Consider the following 18731-nt stretch of genomic DNA (forward strand, 5'->3'; position numbering starts at 1 on the left):
ATTTTAACCCAGGTGCTCGGCCACGCGCGCTTCCAGCGCTTCGGCGAGGTCGCGGCCGACCGGGTGTTCATCCGTCTGAATCTCGTCACGCACCACGGCCTTGATGGCGTCGATATGGGCGTCGATGACGGGCAGAGGCGCCTTCATCCGCTTGTCGGCGTCGTCCAGCATCCGACACAACGATCCGGCGATGCGCGTTACCAGCGGGTATTGATAGGTCGTCCCCAGGCCCTTCAGATCGTGCGCGCGGAAATACAGCGCCTCGGCGGTTTCGGTGGTGTAGCCCTTGGTGCGGATGTCGGCCTGGGTCTGATCCAGCTTGGCCACTTCATCCTGAAGCCACTGACCGAACTGGGCCGACATGGCTTTAAGGGCCTCTTCGGCCTTGGCGATGGCGTTGGCGTCGATACCGCCGAAGCCGCCGCCGACCTTGGCGCGCAGGGCGTTGGGCGGACGAAAGACGTTGGAAGAATTGCTCACGGGCCGGACTCCTGAACTGTAAAATCCAATGTGCCGCGAGAGTTCTAAAAAACCGTGACGTTTCAGGCGGCGAACTGTTCGGCCATGACGCGTTCTTCATAGGACCGCCCTGCGTCGAACAGCATGGTCAGGGCGATATCGCGTCGCTCGCGCACTTCGACCCGTGTGACGCGCCGCACCTCGAAGTTGTCCGCCGTGGCGCTGACGGGTCGTTTGTCGGCCTCCAGTACGTCGAACCGCACCCTCGCCGTGTGCGACAGCAGCGCCCCGCGCCAGCGCCTGGGGCGGAAGGCGCTGATCGGCGTCAGCGCCAGGCTGGGCGCGTCCAGCGGAATGATCGGCCCGTGAGCCGATAGATTATAGGCGGTCGATCCCGCCGGTGTCGCGACCAGGCAACCGTCGCAGGTCAATTCCTCCAACCGCACCTTGTCGTTGATGCTGATACGCAGCTTGGCGCTCTGGCGGGTCTGACGCAGCAGGGAGACTTCATTGACCGCCAGGCCGCTGTGGACCTGGCCGCTCTCGGTCCAGGCGTCCATCTGCAGGGGGTGAAGGACGGTTCGATCCGCCTGGATCACCCGCTCCAGCAGATCGTCTTCCTCATAGTCGTTCATCAGGAAGCCGACCGAGCCGCGATTCATCCCATAGACGGGTGTCTGAAGTTGCAGGTTGTTGTGAAGCGTTTCCAGCATGAAGCCGTCGCCGCCCAGGGCCACGATGACTTCGGCCTCCGTCACGGGAACTGAGCCGTAGCGTTCGCTCAGTCTCAGGCGCGCCTCCTCGGCTTCGGGCCGATCGCTGGCCAGGAAGGTGAGGGCGGTGGGGCGGAAAGGCTGGGTCACGCGCCTAGGCAAGCGGAGCCGAGGCCGCGTGTCAAACGGGACGACCGTCTTCGGGCGCCATCAGCAGCTGGAATTCATAGGCCGCCTGCGCTGCTGAACGCTCGGCCAGGCGCCAGGCGCCGCCATCAGGGTCATGAGGGAAGCCGTCATTCATTCGTCGTACCTCGCTGAGCACGGCGGGGAAGGCGGCGCGGTCCAGCCCGGCTGCGGTGCAAGCCAGAAATAACGGTCGAGCCGTGTCGGCCCGCAGCGCACGGCGCACCTGATCCAGGTCTAGCCTTCCCAGGCGGCTCAGGGCGTGGATGAAGACCTCCAGCCGATCATCGCGCAGGGCGCGGATCAGGGTGGCGGGGCGAAGCTGGTCGGCGGCCTGGAGCTTGGCGACCAGACGGGCGGCGGCGATATCTGGGGACGTGGCTTCCCGGGCGGCGGCCCGGGCCGCTTCAGCTAGGCGGGCGGGGTCCAGGGTGAAGCGTTCCATGATCGCCTGGCGCAGGGCCTCGCCCACCCACTGATACAGGCGTGCGCCCAGGTCAGGCGTCATGTGCGGATGGCGAGACAGCGGCGCGCGCAAAGCCGCCAGTTCACGCGCCCGGTCCACCAGGCGGCTCATATCCTCGGCGTCCAGCGCCGCCGTGCGGTTGGAGGCCAGAGCCGTCAACACGGTCGGATCGTCGGCCTTGAGGATGGCGCGGGCGACGGCGACGCTCAGGCCGGGGCGCAGGGCGATCTGCACTTGGTGATCCAGCGACGTCTGGGCCAGCAGTTTCAACAGGTCGTCGTCCTGCAAAAGCGGACTGGCGGCGATGACGGGACGGGCGATCTCTATGGCGTCGGCGGCCAGCATCCGCACCAGGCCGGGCGGCGCCCAGTCGGCGTCAGCCAGGCGCTCGGACAGGGCCCGGCGGATGTCGGCTTCGGCCGCTCGGACCAGGGCGATGAAGGCGTCGGCCAAGGCTGAGGGGGCGCGGTCGCTCCCGCCGACCGAGCGGTACAAGTCGGCCACCCCGATCAGCAGTCCGCGTTGGCGCTCGGGCGGCTGGCCCTTCGCCAGATCGACCAGTTGCTCAAGACTGCTCAAGGGCAGAGCGCCCGGCCCGTCGAACGTCACAGTCGTGGACTCCACGGCGCCCCTCGCGGAAATTCAGCCTGCCTCTGCGGCGAACGCATCATGGGGCGGCGCGATGAAAACAGGGTTAATGAAGTCTTGGGAAAAGCGCCGTTCCGCTTGACGACGCCGGCTGTCGGGGAGACGCTTCACCTGAACGCTGATCAGGGGAGTGGTCATGGCGGACGGCATGAGCGGGGCGCCCTCTTTGCAGGGACGAGTGTCAGAGGACGAATGGCGCACGCGCGTCGAGCTGGCGGCCCTTTATCGATTGGTGGCGCTGCATGGGTGGGACGACATGATCTTCACCCATATATCGGCCCGCGTGCCGGGACCGGAGCATCACTTTCTCATCAATCCCTACGGCTGGTATTTCGATGAGATTACAGCCTCTTCCCTGGTGAAGGTCGATCTGGAGGGCAATATCGTCCAAGACACGACCAGCTTTATCAACCCGGCCGGCTTCACCATTCACTCAGCGATTCATGCGGCGCGCGAAGAGGCGCATTTCGTCATCCACCTGCACACGGTGAACGGCGTCGGCGTCGCGGCGCAGAAGGACGGCCTGTTGCCGATCAGCCAGAACGCCTGCCTGTTGCAGCATCAGGTCGCCTACCACGGCTATGAAGGTCTGGCGCTGAACCACGACGAGCGTGAGCGGCTGGTGGCGGATCTGGGCGACAAGTCCCTGATGCTGCTGCGCAACCATGGCACCCTAGCGGTGGGGAACACTGCGGCCCAAGCCTGGGTGGGGATCTTCTTCCTGGAGCGCGCCTGCGCTCAGCAGGTGGCGGCTCTGTCGGCGGGGCGCGACAATGTCCTGATCGCGCCAGACGCGGCCCAGGCCGAAACGAAGGAGCAGGGACGCGGCATCGGCTTCGTCTCTTCGCTGGCCTGGCCCGGGGCCCTGCGCCAGCTTCAGCGAAAATCGCCCGGTTACGACGTGTGAGGCCGCTGGGGGGCGGACTTCGGGGAGGGGGGATCGGCCTGCTGGCGGGCCTGACCCTGCTTGCGACCGGACAGCCCGCATGCGCTGGCGCCTGGAACCTGCCGAAGGGCCAGGGCCAGGCCATTCTCAAGTATGAGAGCATCCGCGCGGATGAGGCCTTTTCGCCCGACGGCGATCGGGTCAACCTGCCAGGCGATCGTCGTGACAGCGCGGCCTCCCTTCTGGTCGAATACGGCCTGGATGAGCGTTTCACCCTGCAGATGAAGGGAGAGTGGCAGGACGGGCGCGACGCCTTCGTCGACTATCAGGGACGCGGCCCGCTTGAGATCGGCGTCCGCTGGCAGGCGTATCGCGACGCGCGCAACGTCGCCGCAGTCTATGTCGGCTATGCACATGGCGGCGAGGGCCGCAACGCCGGCTACGCTGCGCCCGGCGCAGGCGATCACGACTGGGAGGCGCGTCTGCTGGCGGCCCGCAATTTCGGCGTGGACGGGCAGGGCGGCTTCATCGAGGCTCAGGCGGCTCGGCGCTGGCGCTCCGGCTTGCCCGACGAGACGCGGCTGGACCTGACGGCGGGCGCGCCTCTGTCCCCTGACTGGATGCTGTTGGGTCAGGCCTATGCGGGGGCGGCGGACGACGGCGGGGCGCGTTGGCTGTCGCTGGAAACCTCGGTCGTGCGGCGACTCGGCGACTGGAGCCTGCAGGCGGGTTGGCGCACCGCCGTCGCAGGTCGCGAAACTCCTGCGGGACAAGGCCCCGTCATCGGAATCTGGCGACGTTTTTAGCGCGAAATTCCGCGACGGAATCCGAGCATAGCCTCGTTACAGATACGTTATTTGCGTAACGGCGATGACCCGCTAAGCGGGGCGCTTGTTGTCGGGGAGACTGCGTCGCGTGTTCAAACGCCATTTTTTCATAATCGCTGCGGCCTGCGTACTGGGGCTGATGATCGTGGCGGCGGTCGCCAAGATCGCGTTCAGCGACGGCGGCGCAGGTGATCGCAAGGGACCGGGAGGCCAGGGCGGTCGCGGCCAGGTGGTCGAGGAAGTCACCGCTCAGAGACGTGAGTTCGCTGACCAGATTCGCGTTCTGGGCGTGGCGCGCAGCCGTCGCTCGGTCAACATCACCTCAAACACCGCCGAATTGGTGACGCGCGTCATGTTCACCGATGGTCAGCGCGTGAACGCCGGAGCGCCCCTGGTCGAACTTCAGGCGCGCGAGGAAGACGCCGACCTGATCCGCGCCCGCGCCCAGCTGGAGAACGCCCAGCGCGAGTATGATCGTTACCGTATCCTGGCCGAACGCGGCGTCGCGCCGCGCGTCATGGCCGAAACGTCGGAAACAGCGCTGAAGACAGCCCAGGCGGCTCTAGCGGCGTCGGAAGCTCGTCGCGGCGACCGCATCCTGCGCGCGCCCTTTACGGGCGTTCTGGGTCTGACGACGGTCACGCCGGGCACGCTGATCTCGCCCGGTTCGGTCATCACCACCCTGGACGACGTCAGCGCCGTCCGCGTCGATTTCCCGCTGCCTGAGCGGTACCTCGGCATCCTGCCGGTCGGCGCGCCGATCACGGCCACCTCAGACGCCTTCCCCGGCGAAGCGTTCAACGGCCGGATCGCCTTGCTGGACACCCGCGTCAATGAGCAGACGCGTGCGGTCATCGCCCGCGCCGAGTTCCCCAACACCGGTAACCGCATTCGTCCCGGCATGATGATGCGCGTCGCCGTGCACCAGGGCCGCCGCCAGACCCTGGCCGTGCCTGAGGCGGCCGTTCAATATGAAGGTCAGGGCGCTTTCGTGTATCGCATCGCGCGTGGCGAGGCGGGCGCGACCGCCCAGCGCGTCGAGGTCCAGACCGGCGCCGTCGAGGGCGGTTTCGTCGAGATCGTTTCAGGCCTGACGAACAATGACCGCATCGTCGCATCGGGTCTGAACCGCATCCAGCCGGGCGCCCCCGTCACCGTTGAAGGCGCCGAAGGCCGGCAGCGCGGCGCTCCAGCCAATGGCGGCGCTCGCGCGCCGCAGGCGGCCCGCCCATGATGCTGTCTGATGTTTCGGTTCGGCGTCCCGTCTTTGCGGCGGTGGCGGCCATTGTCCTGTGCGTCATCGGCGCGGCGGCCTTCTTCTTCCTGCCGGTGCGGGAACTGCCGGACGTGGACCCGCCGGTCGTCTCGGTCAGCACCAACTACGCCGGCGCCTCGGCCGAGGTGATCGAGAGCCGGATCACTGAACCGATCGAGCAGCAGATCGCCGGCATCCAGGGCGTCGAGCGCATCAACTCGACCAGTCGCGACGGCCGTTCCAGCGTCAACATCGAGTTCTCGCTGGACCGCAACATCGATGACGCAGCCAATGACGTGCGCGACCGCATCTCGCGCGTGCTGGGTCGTCTGCCAGACCAGGCGGATCCGCCGGAAGTGGCCAAGGCCGATTCCGACAGCCAGCCGATCATGATCATGTTCCTGCGCTCCACCACCATGGATCGGATGGAGCTGACGGATTACGCCCGTCGCTATCTGGTGGACCGTTTCGCCACCGTGCCGGGCGTGGCCCAGGTGAATATCTTCGGTGAGCAACGCTACGCCATGCGCATCTGGCTGGATGCGGGGGCCATGGCGGCGCGCGGGCTGACCGTCACCGATGTCGAAACCGCCCTGAATAACCAGAACGTCGAACTGCCCGCTGGCGCGCTTGAATCGGCGCAGAAGGACTACACCGTCCGCGTGGCGCGCAACTACGCCGACCCCGCCGATTTCGCTCAACTGCCCATCGGCACGCGCGGCTCGGCCTCGACCGCCACGGGCGCTCAGGCGTCCGGCACCCTGGGGGCCGCTTCGGCGGCCATGACCAATGGCGTCACCGGCGCCCTGATCGGCAACGCCGCCTACGTCACTCGTCTGGGGGACATCGCCCGCATCGAGGAAGCGCCGGCGGAGGCTCGCCGTCTGTTCCGAGGCAACGGCATTGATCAGATCGGTCTGGCCGTGACTCGTCAGGCCCAGTCCAACGATCTGCAGATCTCCGAAGGCGCGCGCAAGCTGATGGAAGAAATCGCGCCCAGCCTACCGCCCGGCACGACGCTGGAGGTCGGGTCCGACAACTCGGTCTTCACCTCGCACGCCATTGACGAGGTCTGGATCACCATCGGCATCTCCATGGCGCTGGTGGCCCTGGTCAACTTCATCTTCCTGGGCAGCCTGCGGGCGGCGATCATCCCGTCGGTGGTGGCGCCTATCTGCCTTCTGGCGACCTTCATCGTCCTGGCGCCGCTGGGCTTCTCGTTGAACCTGCTGACGCTGCTGGCCCTGGTGCTGGCCATCGGCCTGGTCGTCGACGACGCCATCGTGGTGGTGGAGAACATTCAACGCCGCCTGGACCACGGCGAGCCTCCGCTGGTGGCCGCCGAGCGCGGGGCGCGTCAGGTCTTCTTCGCCGTTGTGGCGACGACGGTGGTCCTGCTGTCGGTGTTCGCGCCGCTGCTGTTCCTGCCGGGCTACGTCGGCCGTCTGTTCGTGGAGCTGGCCGCCGCCATCGCCGCGGCCGTGGCCTTCTCGGCCTTCCTGGCGCTCAGTCTGTCGCCCATGCTGGCGTCCAAGATCCTGAAGCCGGCGCACACCGGCGGCTGGGTGGCGCGGCGCGTGGATGCGGGCATGGATGCGTTGAAGCGGTCCTATGCGGCTTCGCTGGACGCCTTACTGGGCCGTCGGATCGCTGTTGGCGGCATGGCGGCCCTGATCGTCCTGGTCGCGGCGGGCGCCACCGGCATCTTCCTGCATCTGCCCAATGAACTGGTGCCGAACGAGGACCGGGGTCGCGTAACTCTGCGGATCGCCGGACCGGAAGGTACGGGCTTCGACTACACTCGACAGATCATGTTGGGTCTGGAGCCTATCCTGGCCGAATACCGCGACAGCGGAGAGGCGGCGAATTTCCTGATCTCGGCGCCGGGATTCGGCGGTTCCGGTTTCAGCTCGGGCAGCGCTGTCGTGAATCTGGCCGACTGGGCCGAGCGCGACCGCTCCGCCGATGAGATCGCCCAGGAGCTGAACGGCAAGCTGCGCAACCAGACCGGCGCCCAGGTCAACGCCTCGACACCGGGCGCCTTCCAGCGCGGCGGCGGCAACTCCAACTCGGTCGAGATGGTCGTCACGGGTTCGGAATACGCCGCCATCTACAACTGGCTGCAGCCCATCCTGGCGGCGGCGCAGGAAAACCCCGGCTTCTCGCGTCCGCGCTTGAACTATGAGCCGAACGCGCCGCGCCTGCTGGTCGACGTCGATCCGCAGAAGGCGGCGGCTCTGGGCGTCTCCTCGCAACAGATCGGCCGCACGCTGGAAACAATGTTCGGCTCGCGTCGCGCGACGACCTACATCAAGGGCGGTCAGGAGTACGACGTCATCCTGCAGACCGAGCGCGACAACCGCCGTGAGGTGACGGACCTGGAGTCGCTCTATGTCTCGACCGGCACGGCGCAACTGGTGCCGCTGTCGGCGGTGGTCACGACCAAGACTTCGGGCGATACGCCGGACCGTCGCCGTCTGGATCGTCAACGGGCCATCACCCTGGCGGCCGATCTCAACCCCGGCACGACCATCGACGACGCGGTGCAGTTCCTGAACGCCGAAGTCGCCAAGCAGCCGCAGGGCGTGACCAATATCCGCTGGGGCGGCGCCGCCCGCGACCAGCAGGAGGCGGGGAGCGCCGTGGGCTGGGCCTTCGCCCTGGCCCTGCTGCTGGTCTTCCTGGTGTTGGCGGCCCAGTTCGAGAGCTGGATCACCCCGGCGGTCATCATGCTGACGGTGCCGCTGGCGGCGGCGGGCGGGCTGTTCGGCCTGCTGATGGCGGGCTCCAGCCTGAACATCTACAGCCAGATCGGCCTGATCATCCTGATCGGCGTCGCGGCCAAGAACGGCATCCTGATCGTCGAGTTCGCCAACCAGCTGCGCGATCAGGGGCGGAGCATCCGCGAGGCCATCATCGAGTCTTCGTCGCTGCGCCTGCGTCCGATCATCATGACCTCGATCGCCACCGCCTTCGGCGCCCTGCCGCTGGTGCTGTGGCAAGGGGCGGGGGCGGGCAGCCGTCAGACCATAGGCGTGGTGATCTTCACCGGCGCCATGTTCGCGACGGTGCTGACCCTGTTCGTGGTGCCGGTGATCTACGGCGTGCTGGCGCGCTTCACCAAGTCGCCGGAATACACCGCCCGCAAGATCGAGGAGTGGGAGGCGCAGGAGAAGCGCGACGGCCTCGAGCCGGACATGAGCCCGGCGGAATAGACCGCCTGACAGGCCTGTGCCATGCGAAGGGCGGCGGACCACGGTCCGTCGCCCTTTTGCTTTCAGCCGTGCTCTGCCGCTATTCGCCGGTCGGCTTGAACCCCGTCTCGACCTTCAGGAAGGCGATCACGTCACGGCGGTCCGTGGCGTCGGGCAGGCCGGCGAAGCTCATCTTGTTGCCGGGCAGGAAGGTGCGCGGGTTTTGCAGCCAATGGTCCAGCGTCTCGGCGTCCCAGGTGAAGCCTGCCGTCCGCATGGCGTGAGAATAGCTGTATTTATCGCGCGCGCCCGCCTTGCTGCCGAAGACGCCATAGAGGTTAGGGCCCGTCATGTTCGGACCGCCCGGCGTGATGGTGTGGCACGAACGGCAGCGGGCGAAGGCGCGGCGGCCGTTCTCCAGGTCCGCTTGGTCGTAGGGGGCGGGTAGGGAGGCCAGCAGGGCGGCTTTCTCGGCCTCGGTCGGCGCGGGGGGCTTGGGGGCTTCGGCCGTGCTGGTCCCTGAACCTTCGGCGCCCTGGCCGCAGGCCGCGAGGCCCAGAGAGACTGTTAGCGCGACAGCCAACGCGGCGGCCGGGCCGGACGTGCGGCGGATCGTGGGGAAGGACGAAAGACGGAACATGACGCACTCCTTGGCCGAGGGTCATGCTTTAGCCCATGAGGGCGCCGTCGCAATGGACAGCTTGTCCAAGCCAGGGCGTCAGCGCCCGGTGGTCAGCTTCACCACGATGTGGGCGGTGGTGTCGATGATGGCTTCCGGCGTATCGGCGCGCCGCATCAGCTCGAAGCCCGCCGCGACGGATTCCACCAGGTTCGCCGTCTCATAGGAGGTCAGGCGGGGATTGAGGCCTTCCGGGTGCAGGCCGCTGGCGTGGGCCTGGGCGATGCGGCGCTCCAGCGCCAGGTGCAGGCGACGCAGGCGGCGGATGCGGCTCTCGGCGAAGGCGGGCTCGCCCATGTCGGCCAGCATGTGCTCGACCCGCAGAACCGGGCCGTGATCGCTCCAAAGGCCCAGAACTTCCAGCACATAGGCGCGCGCAGCCTCAAAGGCGCGCTCGCCCGACCAGTCGGCGTGGATGTGCGCGGCCAGTCGCTGAAAGTCCTCGCCCGCCTCTTCGCACAGCAGCAGCAGGCCTTCCTCGACCGAGGCGAAGTAGGTGTAGAAGGTCGGCGCTGATACGCCCGCCGCCGCCGCCACATCGGCCGGACGGATTTCGCCCAGGTGCTTGCTGTTCAGCAGATTGCGCAGGGCGTCCAGCAGGGCGCGCCGGGTGCGGGCGCCCCGTGTTCGGATCCTGTGACCCAGCTTGTTGGTCGTCTCGGACATGTGGGAGGCGGCCGAAGTTGCGATGAAAACGGGCCGGAAAGGGGAGAAGGCGAAGGCCTAGCGGCTTCCGCCCTCTGCGACAAGCGCGACCCAAGCAGGAGCGCGGCCTACAGGGTGGCGCAGACCTCGACCTCGTCGCCGAAGAAGCCGCCCGTGGGCACGAAGCCCAGGCGGCGATAGAAGCCCTCGGGGCTGCCTTCGCCCAGGCCGTAGCTGGTGTAGAGGGTGGCGTAGCCGCGACGACGCAGGCGCTGCTTCACCATCTCGACGACCCGGCGGCCGACGCCCGCGCCCTGGTGCGGGCCTGCGATCATCAGGCGCCACAGATAGGGGCCGTCGCAGTCGATGCCGTCGTTGACCATGACGAAGCCGACCAGGGTCTCGTCCAGATAGACCGCGCGAAACCAGGCGGCGTCCGAACAGAAGCCTTCGGCGATGGACACGCCGTTGTCGGCCACCACGGCGCGTTGCGTCGGGGACAAGGTTTCGCTGAGTTCGCAGACTTCGCTGACGTTTTCCGAGGTGATGCGACGGAAGGTGATTTCGTTTTCAGGGGGCATGGACGGCATATTGCAAAGCTTCTCCATGCTTCGCCCTGCGGCGGATGGACGCCGGACGTCTGAGGCAGCGAAAAGGGGAGGCGACCGTCCGCCTCCCCGCCGGGCGCAGCTCAGCGTTCCATTAGTTCAGGGCACGGCATCTGGTGGTGGTGTTGTTCATGACCGGATCGTCGATCATGCAGATGACGTATCGGTCGCCGTTCGTGAGAATGAAAGAGAACGACTCTATATTGGGATTGGAGTTGAACACCTCGGTCTGATAGTGGGCGTGCGAGATGATCTTCCAGCCTGCATTCAGCAATTCGGTCATCGATTGAGAAAGCGGAATCCAATCGGTCGCGCGGAGTTGGGGATCGGGATCCGGAACCCTCTGCCGCCGTCCCTGGGCCTCGACCACAGTCGGAACCATCACGAGCAGAGCGAGCAGCAGGGTGAATTTTCGCATTCTTCGTCCTCCAGGGCGGCAAGATCGGGGGCGGGAGACCGCAAGCCTCCCGCGCTGACGGAGGAGGGTAGCGTGAGGAATCGCGATCCGTCGATACGGAGAACGGCGTCGCATCTCGCGATGCGCGGGCCTGACCGCCCTCATCCTGATCGGGAGAGGGTGGTGCCGGTTGCAGGAATCGAACCCGCGACCTTCGGTTTACAAAACCGCTGCTCTACCAGCTGAGCTAAACCGGCGTGGCCCGCCTTATGCTGGCGGAATCTGTTTGACGCAAGCACAGTGATCGAATGCCCTCGCTGCCCTATCTCGCGCCCATCGTCATGCTGGCGCTGTCCAACGTCTTCATGACCTTCGCCTGGTATGGCCACCTGAAATTCGGGGCCAAGCCGCTGTGGATCGTGGTCCTGATCAGCTGGGGGATCGCCTTCTTCGAGTACTGGCTGGCCGTGCCCGCCAATCGCATCGGCCATCAGGTCTATTCGGCGGCCGAGCTCAAGACCATGCAGGAGATGATCACCCTGCTGGTCTTCGCGATCTTCTCGGTGATGTACCTGGGCGAGAAGCTGACGGTGAACCACCTGATCGGCTTTGTGCTGATCGCGGGCGGCGCCTTCTTCATCTTCAAGGGGCCGCTCTGACGGGCAGTCAGGCCAGTTCGGCCGCGATCTTTGCGGCCAGCGTTTTCAGATGCTCGGCGTCAGCCATGGGGGCGTGACCGTGGCCCTTCATCGGACGGTCCGCCCAGCGGGGCACGATGTGGAAGTGCAGGTGGAAGACCGTCTGGCCGCCGGCGTCGCCGTTGAATTGCATCAGGCTGAGGCCCTCGGGCTTCAGCGCCTTTTCGACCGCGCGAGCGGTGCGCTGGACGGCGGCGGTCAGCCGGGCCAGGGCTTGCGGCTCGATCTCCAGGATGTTGCGGGCGGTCGAGGTCTTGGACACGACCAGGACGTGGCCCTCGGACTGGGGAAACACGTCCATGAAGGCCAGGACGTCGTCGTCCTCCCACACCTTCACGCTGGGCATGTCGCCGCGCAGGATCTTGGCGAAGATGTTGTCCGGGTCGTAGGCGCCGTGAAGGCTCATGGGGGTCTCCTTCGGGGTAGGCGATCAGCCTAGCAGGCGAACTTGCCCGACGCACGGAGCCGAACGCCGCGATATGCGCTTATATGGTCAAGGTTCTACAGTTGGAGGCGTCATGCTGGGTTTCATCGTTCAGGCCGTGGTCACGGCGATCGGCCTGTGGGCCTCGGCCAAGCTGGTGCCGGGGGTGGAGTTCACCTCGACCGGCTCGCTGATCGCGGCGGCGGTCATCCTGGGCGTGGTCAACGCCTTCGTGCGTCCGCTGATGGTGATCCTGACCCTGCCTTTGACCATCGTCACCTTCGGCCTGTTTCTGCTGGTGGTGAACGCCGCCATGATCGGGCTGACGGCCATGTTCCTGGGCGGCTTCGTCGTCGATGGCCTGTGGGCCGGGATCGGCGCGGCCATCGTCACCGGCGTGGTCAGCTGGATCGCCGGGGCCCTGTTCGGCGGCATGGACGAGCGGCGCTCATAAATTGTCCGGGTAATATTGACGCGATAATATCATCCGGGTAATTTTGTCCTCAACAAAGCGAGGATGGATTATGCCCCTATGCACGGCCTTTAGCGGCCACACGATGATCGCGACCGGGCCGCTGGTCCAAATCGCAGAAGCGGTGAAGGGCGCGCGCGAGGCCGGGCGAACGGTTCTGGTCTTTCGAGACGAGGATGCCCGGCCGGTGGAGCTGGATCTGCGCGGCGACCTGGCGACGGTGCTGGCGCGCCTGCCGCTCGAGCCGCCGCAACCGGAGCCGGAGAAGCGCGGGCCGGGGCGGCCGAAGCTGGGCGTGACTGCGCGTGAAGTCACCTTGCTGCCGCGCCATTGGGACTGGCTGGCGTCACAGCCGGGTGGGGCGTCGGTGGCACTGCGCAAGCTGGTCGAAGCCGCTCTGCGCGAGGCGGAGGGGCCGGACCGGATGCGTCGCAGCCGCGAGGCGGCCTATCGCTTCATGACCGCTGTGGCGGGCGACCTGCCGGATTATGAGGAGGCCGTGCGGATGCTGTTCGCGGGCGACTGGACGGCGTTCGACGCCCGCACGGAGGCCTGGCCGACGGACGTGCGTGATTACGCCCGTCGTCTGGCCGAGCCTGGATGGCGTAACGGCCAAGGATGCTGAGAAATCAGGGACGCTGAATCAGCTGGGGCGGATCACCATGCAGGTGACGCGGCGCTCGGACAGGGCTTCGCACGCCGCCTCGGCCGACTGCTGGGTCATGCCGGTGAAGCGCGAGCGATACCAGCCGTTGGCCGTCTGCACGTCGCGCTGGGCGCTCGAGAACTGGGTGCGGAAGCGGCGGCTGACGTCGTTCAGCCAGTCGCGGGCCACGGCTTCCTCGCGGAAGGCGCCGACTTGGACGGTCCAGCGGCCTGCCGGAGTAGGGGCAGGGGCGGCGGCGCGCGCAGATGCGTTGCGGGTCGCGCGGGCGGGCGCCGCCGGTGCGGCGGCCGAACCGCCGTTCAGGGCGGCGGTCAGGTTTTCGGGCGGACGGTTCTCGGCGCGGCGCGCCGACGGCGGCGGCGTCACCTCGGTCGGCAGGTTGCGCGGCGGCGGACCGGCGACATAGGCCACCTCGGTCGAGGAACCGACGCCTTCGCCGTCCTCGTCGGACAGGGAGGCGTAGGCGACGGGCGGCGAAGGATCGGCGCTGATCCCATAGCCGCGCTGTTCGAAGAAGGCCTGAGCCAGTTGGATGCGCTCGCCCTGGCCGCGGCGACGCTGCACCTCGAAGCCGGTGTCCATCAGTTCGGCGACGTGGTCGTTGCGGCTCTTGGTCGAGCGGCCGCCCATGACGATGGTGATGATCCGCTTGCCGTCGCGCACCGACGACGCCGCGAGGTTGTAGCCCGAGGCGTTGGTGAAGCCGGTCTTGATGCCGTCATAACCGCGCCCCGTGGCCAGCAGGCCATTGGTGTTGCGGTAGTCGCGGCCCTTGTAGAACCAGTCGTGCAGGCCGAGGTAGCGATAGTATTGCGGATAGTCGCGCATGACCGCGCGGCTGAGGATCGACAGGTCGCGCGCCGTGGTCGCCTGGCGCGTGTCAGGCAGGCCGTTGGCGGTGGTGAAGCGGGTCTGCTCCATCCCCAGCTCGCGGGCCTTCTCCGTCATCATCTGGGTGAAGCGGCCTTCGGAGCCGCCGATATGCTCGGCGATGACCACGGCCATGTCGTTGGCGCTGCGGACGGCCGTGGCGCGCATGGCGTCGTCCAGGCTGATCGTCTGACCGGCGGCTAGGCCCAGTTTGGACGGCGGCTGCGACGCCGCGCGCGGCGAAACGGTCAGGGTGTCGTTCAGATTGACCTTGCCGGACTCCAACGCCTCGAACGCCAGATACAGGGTCATGACCTTGGTGATGGAGGCCGGATAGCGTCGTGCGTCGGCAAAGCGTGAGAACAGCACTTCGCCCGAGGCGGCGTCCACTACGATGGCCGCATACCGACTATCGGACGACTGCGCTTCCGGCGGCGCGACGCCGATTGTCGGCGTCAGGACGATGCCTCCCAGGACCAGGGCGGCCAGGAAACGACGGCGGAAGATGGCGTTCATGGGCAAGCTACTAGCCTCGTCACTGTGGCGCGAAGACGGCTGCGATCACGCGCGTTACAAAGGCTAACATCCGCTTCCCCGGTTTCGAGAGGGTTAACGGCCCGTCAACAGACTTGTGATCGCTCGCCGCATCCAGACGGCAGGTTATCAGCGATCATATTGTGCGTCGCACAAATTTCACTTGAAGTCTTTTCGCAGGTGCACCATATCGCCGTTGTCGCGATGGGCTCGCCTGTCGCAAGAACCCTTTTGCTTCAGGAGACTCCCCATGGCTGACGCCGCTGAGACCGTGAAGAAGACCGTCGAACAAACCACCGCTAAGGCCAAGGCCCAGGCTGAATCCATCCAGGCCGCCGGCGCCAAGGCGTTCCGCGAAGGCGTCGACAAGTCGGTCGCCTCGCTGAGCGAGATCAACGCGCACGGCAAGAAGAACCTGGAAGCCGTGGTCGAATCTGCCGCCGCCGCCCAGAAGGGCGCCGAGGCGCTGTCGCAACAGGCCGTGGCCTATGGCAAGAAGTCCTGGGAAGACGGCGTCGCCGCGGCTCAGTCCTTCTCGCAGGCTCGCTCGGTGCAGGAACTGTTCGAACTGCAGACCAACTGGGCCAAGTCGGCCGCCGAGGCCTATCTGGCCGAGTTCGGCAAGGCGACCGAGACCATGACCGCCTCGGTCAAGGACAGCTTCAAGCCGATCAACGAGCGCGTTTCGGCCGCTGTCGAGCAGTTCCAGGCCGCCCGCTAAGCGCGTCCTTCAGCTTCTCAAGCCTTCTGAAAGGCCCCGGCGGAAACGCCGGGGCCTTTTCATGTTCAGGCATCAACTGGGCGTGCGTGACGGCAGGTTGGACTGGACGCATCTACAAATCAGGCCATCATTCCCTATCTGATCTTTTGACACTCCCCGATTACGGACCACGAATGCCTAACAGACGGCCAGGTGAGCAAGGCGGAGGCGCAGGCGCCGCCGTCGTCACCGAGACAAAGCCGAAACTTCAGCGGCCCTCGCTCTATCGGGTGCTGATCCTGAATGACGACTACACCCCCATGGAGTTCGTCATCTACGTGCTGGAGCGGTTCTTCCAGAAGAGCCGCGAGGACGCGACCCGCATCATGCTGCACGTGCACCAGCATGGCGTCGGGGTCTGCGGCGTCTTCACCTACGAAGTGGCCGAAACCAAGGTCGCCCAGGTGGTCGAGACGGCGCGACGCCACCAGCACCCCCTGCAATGCACGATGGAAAAGGACTGAGAGGAACCTGCCATGCCTTCGTTTTCCCGTCCTCTCGAAGAGACCCTGCACCGCGCGGTCCACTACGCCAACGAGCGCCGGCATGAATACGCCACGCTCGAACACCTGCTGCTGGCCCTGATCGACGATCCGGACGCCTCGGCCGTGATGACGGCCTGCAACGTCGATCTGGGCGCGCTGAAGGCGGCGCTCGGCTCCTATGTCGACACCGACCTGGCCGCCCTGGCCACGGCCGACGGCGACGACGCCAAGCCGACGGCCGGTTTCCAGCGCGTGATCCAGCGCGCGGTGATCCATGTCCAGTCGTCCGGCCGCGAGGAAGTGACCGGCGCCAACGTCCTGGTCGCCATCTTCTCCGAGCGCGAAAGCCACGCCGCCTATTTCCTGCAGGAGCAGGACATGACGCGGTACGACGCGGTCAACTTCATCGCCCACGGCATAGCCAAGAAGGCCGGGGCCAATGAAGCCCGCTCTGTGCGCGGCGGCGCCAGCCCGGAAGAAGCCGAGGACGGCTCGGTCGTCAAGCAAGGCGGCGAGGCGCTGGAAGCCTATTGCATCGACCTGAACGAGAAGGCCAAGAACGGCAAGATTGATCCGCTGATCGGTCGTCAGGCCGAGGTCGATCGCTCGATCCAGATCCTGTGCCGCCGGACCAAGAACAACCCGCTTCTGGTCGGCGACCCCGGCGTCGGCAAGACCGCCATCGCCGAAGGCCTGGCGCGCAAGATCGTCAATGGCGAGGTGCCGGAGGTTCTCAAGGGCGCAACCATCTACAGCCTCGACATGGGGTCTCTGCTGGCGGGCACCCGCTATCGCGGCGACTTCGAGGAGCGGCTGAAGCAGGTCGTCAAGGAGCTGGAGAACCACGAGAACGCCGTCCTGTTCATCGACGAGATCCATACGGTAATCGGCGCCGGCGCGACGTCGGGCGGGGCCATGGACGCCTCCAACCTGCTGAAGCCGGCGCTGGCCTCGGGCAGCCTGCGCTGCATGGGGTCGACCACCTACAAGGAATACCGCCAGCACTTCGAGAAGGACCGCGCCCTGGTGCGCCGCTTCCAGAAGATCGACGTCAATGAGCCGACGATCGAGGATACGGTGAAGATCCTCAAGGGTCTGAAGACGACCTATGAGACGCATCACAAGCTGCGCTACACGGACTCGGCCATCCGCACGGCGGTTGATCTGTCGGCGCGCTACATCACCGACCGCAAGCTGCCGGACAAGGCCATCGACGTGATCGACGAGGCCGGGGCGTCGCAGATGCTGCTGCCGGAATCGAAGCGCAAGAAGGTCATCGGTCAGAAGGAGGTCGAGGCCGTCATCGCCAAGATGGCTCGCATCCCGCCCAAGTCGGTGTCCAAGTCGGACACGGAATCCCTGCGCGAGCTGGAGACCGATCTGAAGCGGACGGTCTATGGTCAGGAGCAGGCCATCGATCAGGTGTCGTCGGCGATGAAGCTGGCGCGGGCGGGTCTGCGCGACCCGAACAAGCCCATCGGCGCCTTCCTGTTCAGCGGCCCGACCGGCGTCGGCAAGACGGAAGTCGCCAAGCAACTGGCCGCCACGCTCGGCATCGAGATGCAGCGCTTCGACATGTCGGAATACATGGAGCGTCACACGGTCAGCCGCCTGATCGGCGCCCCTCCGGGCTATGTCGGTCATGACCAGGGCGGCCTGCTGACCGACGCCGTCGATCAGCATCCGCACTCGGTGGTGCTGCTGGACGAGATCGAGAAGGCGCACCCCGACGTCTACAACATCCTGCTGCAGGTGATGGACAACGGGACGCTGACCGACGCCATCGGCAAGAAGGTCGACTTCAGGAACGTCATCCTGATCATGACCACCAACGCCGGGGCCGCCGACAACGCTCGCGCCTCCATCGGCTTCGGCCGGGGCAAGGTCGAGGGCGAGGACGACAAGGCCATTCAGCGCCTGTTCGCACCGGAGTTCCGCAACCGTCTGGACGCCATCGTGGCCTTCAAGCCGCTGGGCGCCGAGACGATCCGCTCGGTGGTGACCAAGTTCGTGATGCAGCTGGAAGCCCAGCTGGCGGATCGCAACATCACCATCGAACTGACGGACGAGGCGACCGACTGGCTGGCCAAGAACGGCTTCGACGAACTGTATGGCGCGCGTCCCCTGGCCCGCGTCATTCAGGAACACATCAAGAAGCCGCTGGCCGACGACATCCTGTTCGGCCGCCTGACCCGCGGCGGCCATGTGAAGGTCGAGTTGAAGGACGGCAAAATCGCCTTCGACATCACCCCGGCCAAGGGCGCGGCGGTGAAGGAAGAGGAAGAAGCAACGGCCTGATCTTATCCTTCTCCCCTTGTGGGAGAAGGTGGCCCGTCAGGGCCGGATGAGGGGTCTTGCGACGTGAAAAAGGGGTTGCGGGATTTGTCGTCCCGCAACCCCTCATCCGTCTCGCTTCGCGAGCCACCTCTCCCACAGGGGGAGAAGGCCTTGATCAGCGTTTGCGACCCAGGGCGCCGAGCAGCACCGCCGCACCAGCGATGATGCCGGTGGTCAGCAGCGGTTTGCGGCGGGCGAAGTCCAAGCCCTTGCGAGCGGGATCGCGCAGGTCGGCGGGGGCCCTGTCCACCATGCCGTCCAGGCCGTCGATGACGCGGCCATAGGCGTCCAGCGCCTTGCCCTTCACTTCGTTCATCTTGCCTTCGACCTGAAGCTTGCTGTCGCCGGTCAGCCGACCCAAGCCGTTCTGGGCCTTGCCCTTCAGTTCAGTCGCGACGCCTTCGATACGTTGGTCAGTCATGTTGATCCCTGTGTTGAGGAGGAGACTCACACCCCAAGCGCATCCGGCCCCCGAGGGTTCCTGGCCGGACGCCCCCTCGCGACGAAATGTCAGCCCTGAA

Annotated in this window: 21 protein-coding genes and 1 tRNA gene; 10 read left to right on the plus strand and 12 right to left on the minus strand. The window is 66.3% G+C overall.

Going from position 1 to position 18731, the window contains the following annotated elements; all coding sequences use genetic code 11:
- Positions 1-3 precede the first annotated feature (3 nt).
- The 4 genes from AC3A3G_RS12830 to AC3A3G_RS12845 form a co-directional block, all read right to left on the minus strand.
- Positions 4-480, minus strand: coding sequence for an Hpt domain-containing protein (locus AC3A3G_RS12830; protein ID WP_125901962.1), 477 nt, complete (start codon positions 478-480; stop codon positions 4-6).
- Between the two features lie 62 nt (positions 481-542).
- Positions 543-1322: an NAD kinase gene (locus AC3A3G_RS12835; RefSeq protein ID WP_125901963.1), complete on the minus strand. Its 780-nt coding sequence runs from the start codon at positions 1320-1322 to the stop codon at positions 543-545.
- Between the two features lie 31 nt (positions 1323-1353).
- Complete coding sequence (locus AC3A3G_RS12840) at positions 1354-2448, minus strand: DUF2336 domain-containing protein (protein WP_368925016.1); 1095 nt, start codon at positions 2446-2448, stop codon at positions 1354-1356.
- Between the two features lie 18 nt (positions 2449-2466).
- Entirely contained in the window at positions 2467-2610 is a 144-nt protein-coding gene (locus tag AC3A3G_RS12845) for a PIN domain-containing protein (protein WP_200166619.1), read from the minus strand.
- Here AC3A3G_RS12845 and AC3A3G_RS12850 point away from each other — a divergent pair.
- The 4 genes from AC3A3G_RS12850 to AC3A3G_RS12865 all read left to right on the plus strand — a co-directional run bounded on the left by AC3A3G_RS12850 (position 2609) and on the right by AC3A3G_RS12865 (position 8655).
- Entirely contained in the window at positions 2609-3379 is a 771-nt protein-coding gene (locus tag AC3A3G_RS12850) for a class II aldolase/adducin family protein (protein ID WP_200166621.1), read from the plus strand. The two genes, AC3A3G_RS12845 and AC3A3G_RS12850, sit on opposite strands and share 2 nt — an antisense overlap.
- A complete protein-coding gene (locus AC3A3G_RS12855) occupies positions 3376-4164 on the plus strand; it encodes a hypothetical protein (RefSeq protein ID WP_412877240.1) in 789 nt (262 codons plus the stop codon). The genes AC3A3G_RS12850 and AC3A3G_RS12855 overlap by 4 nt, the downstream gene beginning before the upstream one ends.
- A 109-nt stretch (positions 4165-4273) precedes the next feature.
- Positions 4274-5419, plus strand: a complete 1146-nt coding sequence (locus AC3A3G_RS12860) for an efflux RND transporter periplasmic adaptor subunit (RefSeq protein ID WP_487488361.1) — start codon at positions 4274-4276, stop codon at positions 5417-5419.
- Positions 5419-8655, plus strand: a complete 3237-nt coding sequence (locus AC3A3G_RS12865) for an efflux RND transporter permease subunit (RefSeq protein ID WP_207896393.1) — start codon at positions 5419-5421, stop codon at positions 8653-8655. Before AC3A3G_RS12860 ends, AC3A3G_RS12865 begins: the two co-directional genes overlap by 1 nt.
- 79 nt (positions 8656-8734) lie before the next feature.
- Here the strand turns inward: AC3A3G_RS12865 and AC3A3G_RS12870 are convergent, their stop codons facing one another.
- The 5 genes from AC3A3G_RS12870 to AC3A3G_RS12890 form a co-directional block, all read right to left on the minus strand.
- A complete protein-coding gene (locus AC3A3G_RS12870) occupies positions 8735-9274 on the minus strand; it encodes a c-type cytochrome (protein ID WP_487488362.1) in 540 nt (179 codons plus the stop codon).
- A gap of 78 nt (positions 9275-9352) precedes the next feature.
- Positions 9353-9979 carry a TetR/AcrR family transcriptional regulator gene (locus tag AC3A3G_RS12875; RefSeq protein WP_200166626.1) on the minus strand — a complete coding sequence of 209 codons (627 nt, stop codon included), beginning with the start codon at positions 9977-9979 and terminating at the stop codon, positions 9353-9355.
- A 107-nt stretch (positions 9980-10086) separates the two neighbouring features.
- The gene (locus AC3A3G_RS12880) at positions 10087-10539 is read right to left on the minus strand and encodes a GNAT family N-acetyltransferase (protein ID WP_487488363.1); all 453 of its coding nucleotides are present in this window, start codon (positions 10537-10539) and stop codon (positions 10087-10089) included.
- A gap of 121 nt (positions 10540-10660) precedes the next feature.
- Complete coding sequence (locus AC3A3G_RS12885) at positions 10661-10984, minus strand: hypothetical protein (RefSeq protein WP_412877245.1); 324 nt, start codon at positions 10982-10984, stop codon at positions 10661-10663.
- 160 nt (positions 10985-11144) lie between these two features.
- Positions 11145-11220 (minus strand) — tRNA-Thr (locus AC3A3G_RS12890).
- A gap of 51 nt (positions 11221-11271) precedes the next feature.
- Between AC3A3G_RS12890 and AC3A3G_RS12895 the strand changes: the two genes are divergently transcribed.
- The gene (locus AC3A3G_RS12895) at positions 11272-11622 is read left to right on the plus strand and encodes a DMT family protein (RefSeq protein ID WP_487488364.1); all 351 of its coding nucleotides are present in this window, start codon (positions 11272-11274) and stop codon (positions 11620-11622) included.
- 7 nt (positions 11623-11629) lie between these two features.
- Here the strand turns inward: AC3A3G_RS12895 and AC3A3G_RS12900 are convergent, their stop codons facing one another.
- Positions 11630-12067, minus strand: coding sequence for an HIT family protein (locus AC3A3G_RS12900; protein ID WP_200166630.1), 438 nt, complete (start codon positions 12065-12067; stop codon positions 11630-11632).
- 112 nt (positions 12068-12179) lie between these two features.
- Here AC3A3G_RS12900 and AC3A3G_RS12905 point away from each other — a divergent pair, with 112 nt between their 5' ends.
- The gene (locus AC3A3G_RS12905) at positions 12180-12539 is read left to right on the plus strand and encodes a phage holin family protein (RefSeq protein ID WP_125901974.1); all 360 of its coding nucleotides are present in this window, start codon (positions 12180-12182) and stop codon (positions 12537-12539) included.
- Between the two features lie 70 nt (positions 12540-12609).
- Positions 12610-13182, plus strand: coding sequence for a DUF2239 family protein (locus tag AC3A3G_RS12910; RefSeq protein WP_487488365.1), 573 nt, complete (start codon positions 12610-12612; stop codon positions 13180-13182).
- Between the two features lie 18 nt (positions 13183-13200).
- On the opposite strand, the gene AC3A3G_RS12915 is transcribed toward AC3A3G_RS12910, so the two are convergent.
- Positions 13201-14610 carry a serine hydrolase gene (locus tag AC3A3G_RS12915; RefSeq protein WP_487488366.1) on the minus strand — a complete coding sequence of 470 codons (1410 nt, stop codon included), beginning with the start codon at positions 14608-14610 and terminating at the stop codon, positions 13201-13203.
- A 268-nt stretch (positions 14611-14878) separates the two neighbouring features.
- Here AC3A3G_RS12915 and AC3A3G_RS12920 point away from each other — a divergent pair, with 268 nt between their 5' ends.
- From AC3A3G_RS12920 to clpA, 3 genes are all read left to right on the plus strand, one after another.
- Positions 14879-15349 (plus strand): phasin family protein, encoded by a 471-nt coding sequence (locus AC3A3G_RS12920; RefSeq protein ID WP_200166636.1) that lies wholly within the window; start codon positions 14879-14881, stop codon positions 15347-15349.
- Between the two features lie 173 nt (positions 15350-15522).
- On the plus strand, positions 15523-15852 hold the full coding sequence (clpS, locus tag AC3A3G_RS12925) for an ATP-dependent Clp protease adapter ClpS (protein WP_003164443.1): 330 nt from the start codon (positions 15523-15525) through the stop codon (positions 15850-15852).
- A gap of 12 nt (positions 15853-15864) precedes the next feature.
- A complete protein-coding gene (clpA, locus tag AC3A3G_RS12930; RefSeq protein ID WP_200166638.1) occupies positions 15865-18171 on the plus strand; it encodes an ATP-dependent Clp protease ATP-binding subunit ClpA in 2307 nt (768 codons plus the stop codon).
- Between the two features lie 154 nt (positions 18172-18325).
- Here clpA and AC3A3G_RS12935 read toward each other — a convergent pair whose 3' ends face one another.
- Entirely contained in the window at positions 18326-18631 is a 306-nt protein-coding gene (locus AC3A3G_RS12935) for a CsbD family protein (RefSeq protein WP_200166640.1), read from the minus strand.
- Positions 18632-18731: the final 100 nt, after the last annotated feature.

The sequence above is a fragment of the Brevundimonas sp. Soil_N_31 genome, from assembly GCF_057655995.1.

Coding starts and splice junctions, on each gene's coding strand:
- AC3A3G_RS12850 (WP_200166621.1), top strand. CDS start 2,609: ATGGCGGACGGCATGAGCGGGGCGCCCTCTTTGCAGGGACGAGTGTCA.
- AC3A3G_RS12845 (WP_200166619.1), bottom strand. CDS start 2,610: ATGACCACTCCCCTGATCAGCGTTCAGGTGAAGCGTCTCCCCGACAGC.
- AC3A3G_RS12865 (WP_207896393.1), top strand. CDS start 5,419: ATGCTGTCTGATGTTTCGGTTCGGCGTCCCGTCTTTGCGGCGGTGGCG.
- AC3A3G_RS12870 (WP_487488362.1), bottom strand. CDS start 9,274: ATGTTCCGTCTTTCGTCCTTCCCCACGATCCGCCGCACGTCCGGCCCG.
- AC3A3G_RS12875 (WP_200166626.1), bottom strand. CDS start 9,979: ATGTCCGAGACGACCAACAAGCTGGGTCACAGGATCCGAACACGGGGC.
- AC3A3G_RS12880 (WP_487488363.1), bottom strand. CDS start 10,539: ATGCCCCCTGAAAACGAAATCACCTTCCGTCGCATCACCTCGGAAAAC.
- AC3A3G_RS12885 (WP_412877245.1), bottom strand. CDS start 10,984: ATGCGAAAATTCACCCTGCTGCTCGCTCTGCTCGTGATGGTTCCGACT.
- AC3A3G_RS12895 (WP_487488364.1), top strand. CDS start 11,272: ATGCCCTCGCTGCCCTATCTCGCGCCCATCGTCATGCTGGCGCTGTCC.
- AC3A3G_RS12900 (WP_200166630.1), bottom strand. CDS start 12,067: ATGAGCCTTCACGGCGCCTACGACCCGGACAACATCTTCGCCAAGATC.
- AC3A3G_RS12905 (WP_125901974.1), top strand. CDS start 12,180: ATGCTGGGTTTCATCGTTCAGGCCGTGGTCACGGCGATCGGCCTGTGG.
- AC3A3G_RS12910 (WP_487488365.1), top strand. CDS start 12,610: ATGCCCCTATGCACGGCCTTTAGCGGCCACACGATGATCGCGACCGGG.
- AC3A3G_RS12915 (WP_487488366.1), bottom strand. CDS start 14,610: ATGAACGCCATCTTCCGCCGTCGTTTCCTGGCCGCCCTGGTCCTGGGA.
- AC3A3G_RS12920 (WP_200166636.1), top strand. CDS start 14,879: ATGGCTGACGCCGCTGAGACCGTGAAGAAGACCGTCGAACAAACCACC.
- clpS (WP_003164443.1), top strand. CDS start 15,523: ATGCCTAACAGACGGCCAGGTGAGCAAGGCGGAGGCGCAGGCGCCGCC.
- clpA (WP_200166638.1), top strand. CDS start 15,865: ATGCCTTCGTTTTCCCGTCCTCTCGAAGAGACCCTGCACCGCGCGGTC.
- AC3A3G_RS12935 (WP_200166640.1), bottom strand. CDS start 18,631: ATGACTGACCAACGTATCGAAGGCGTCGCGACTGAACTGAAGGGCAAG.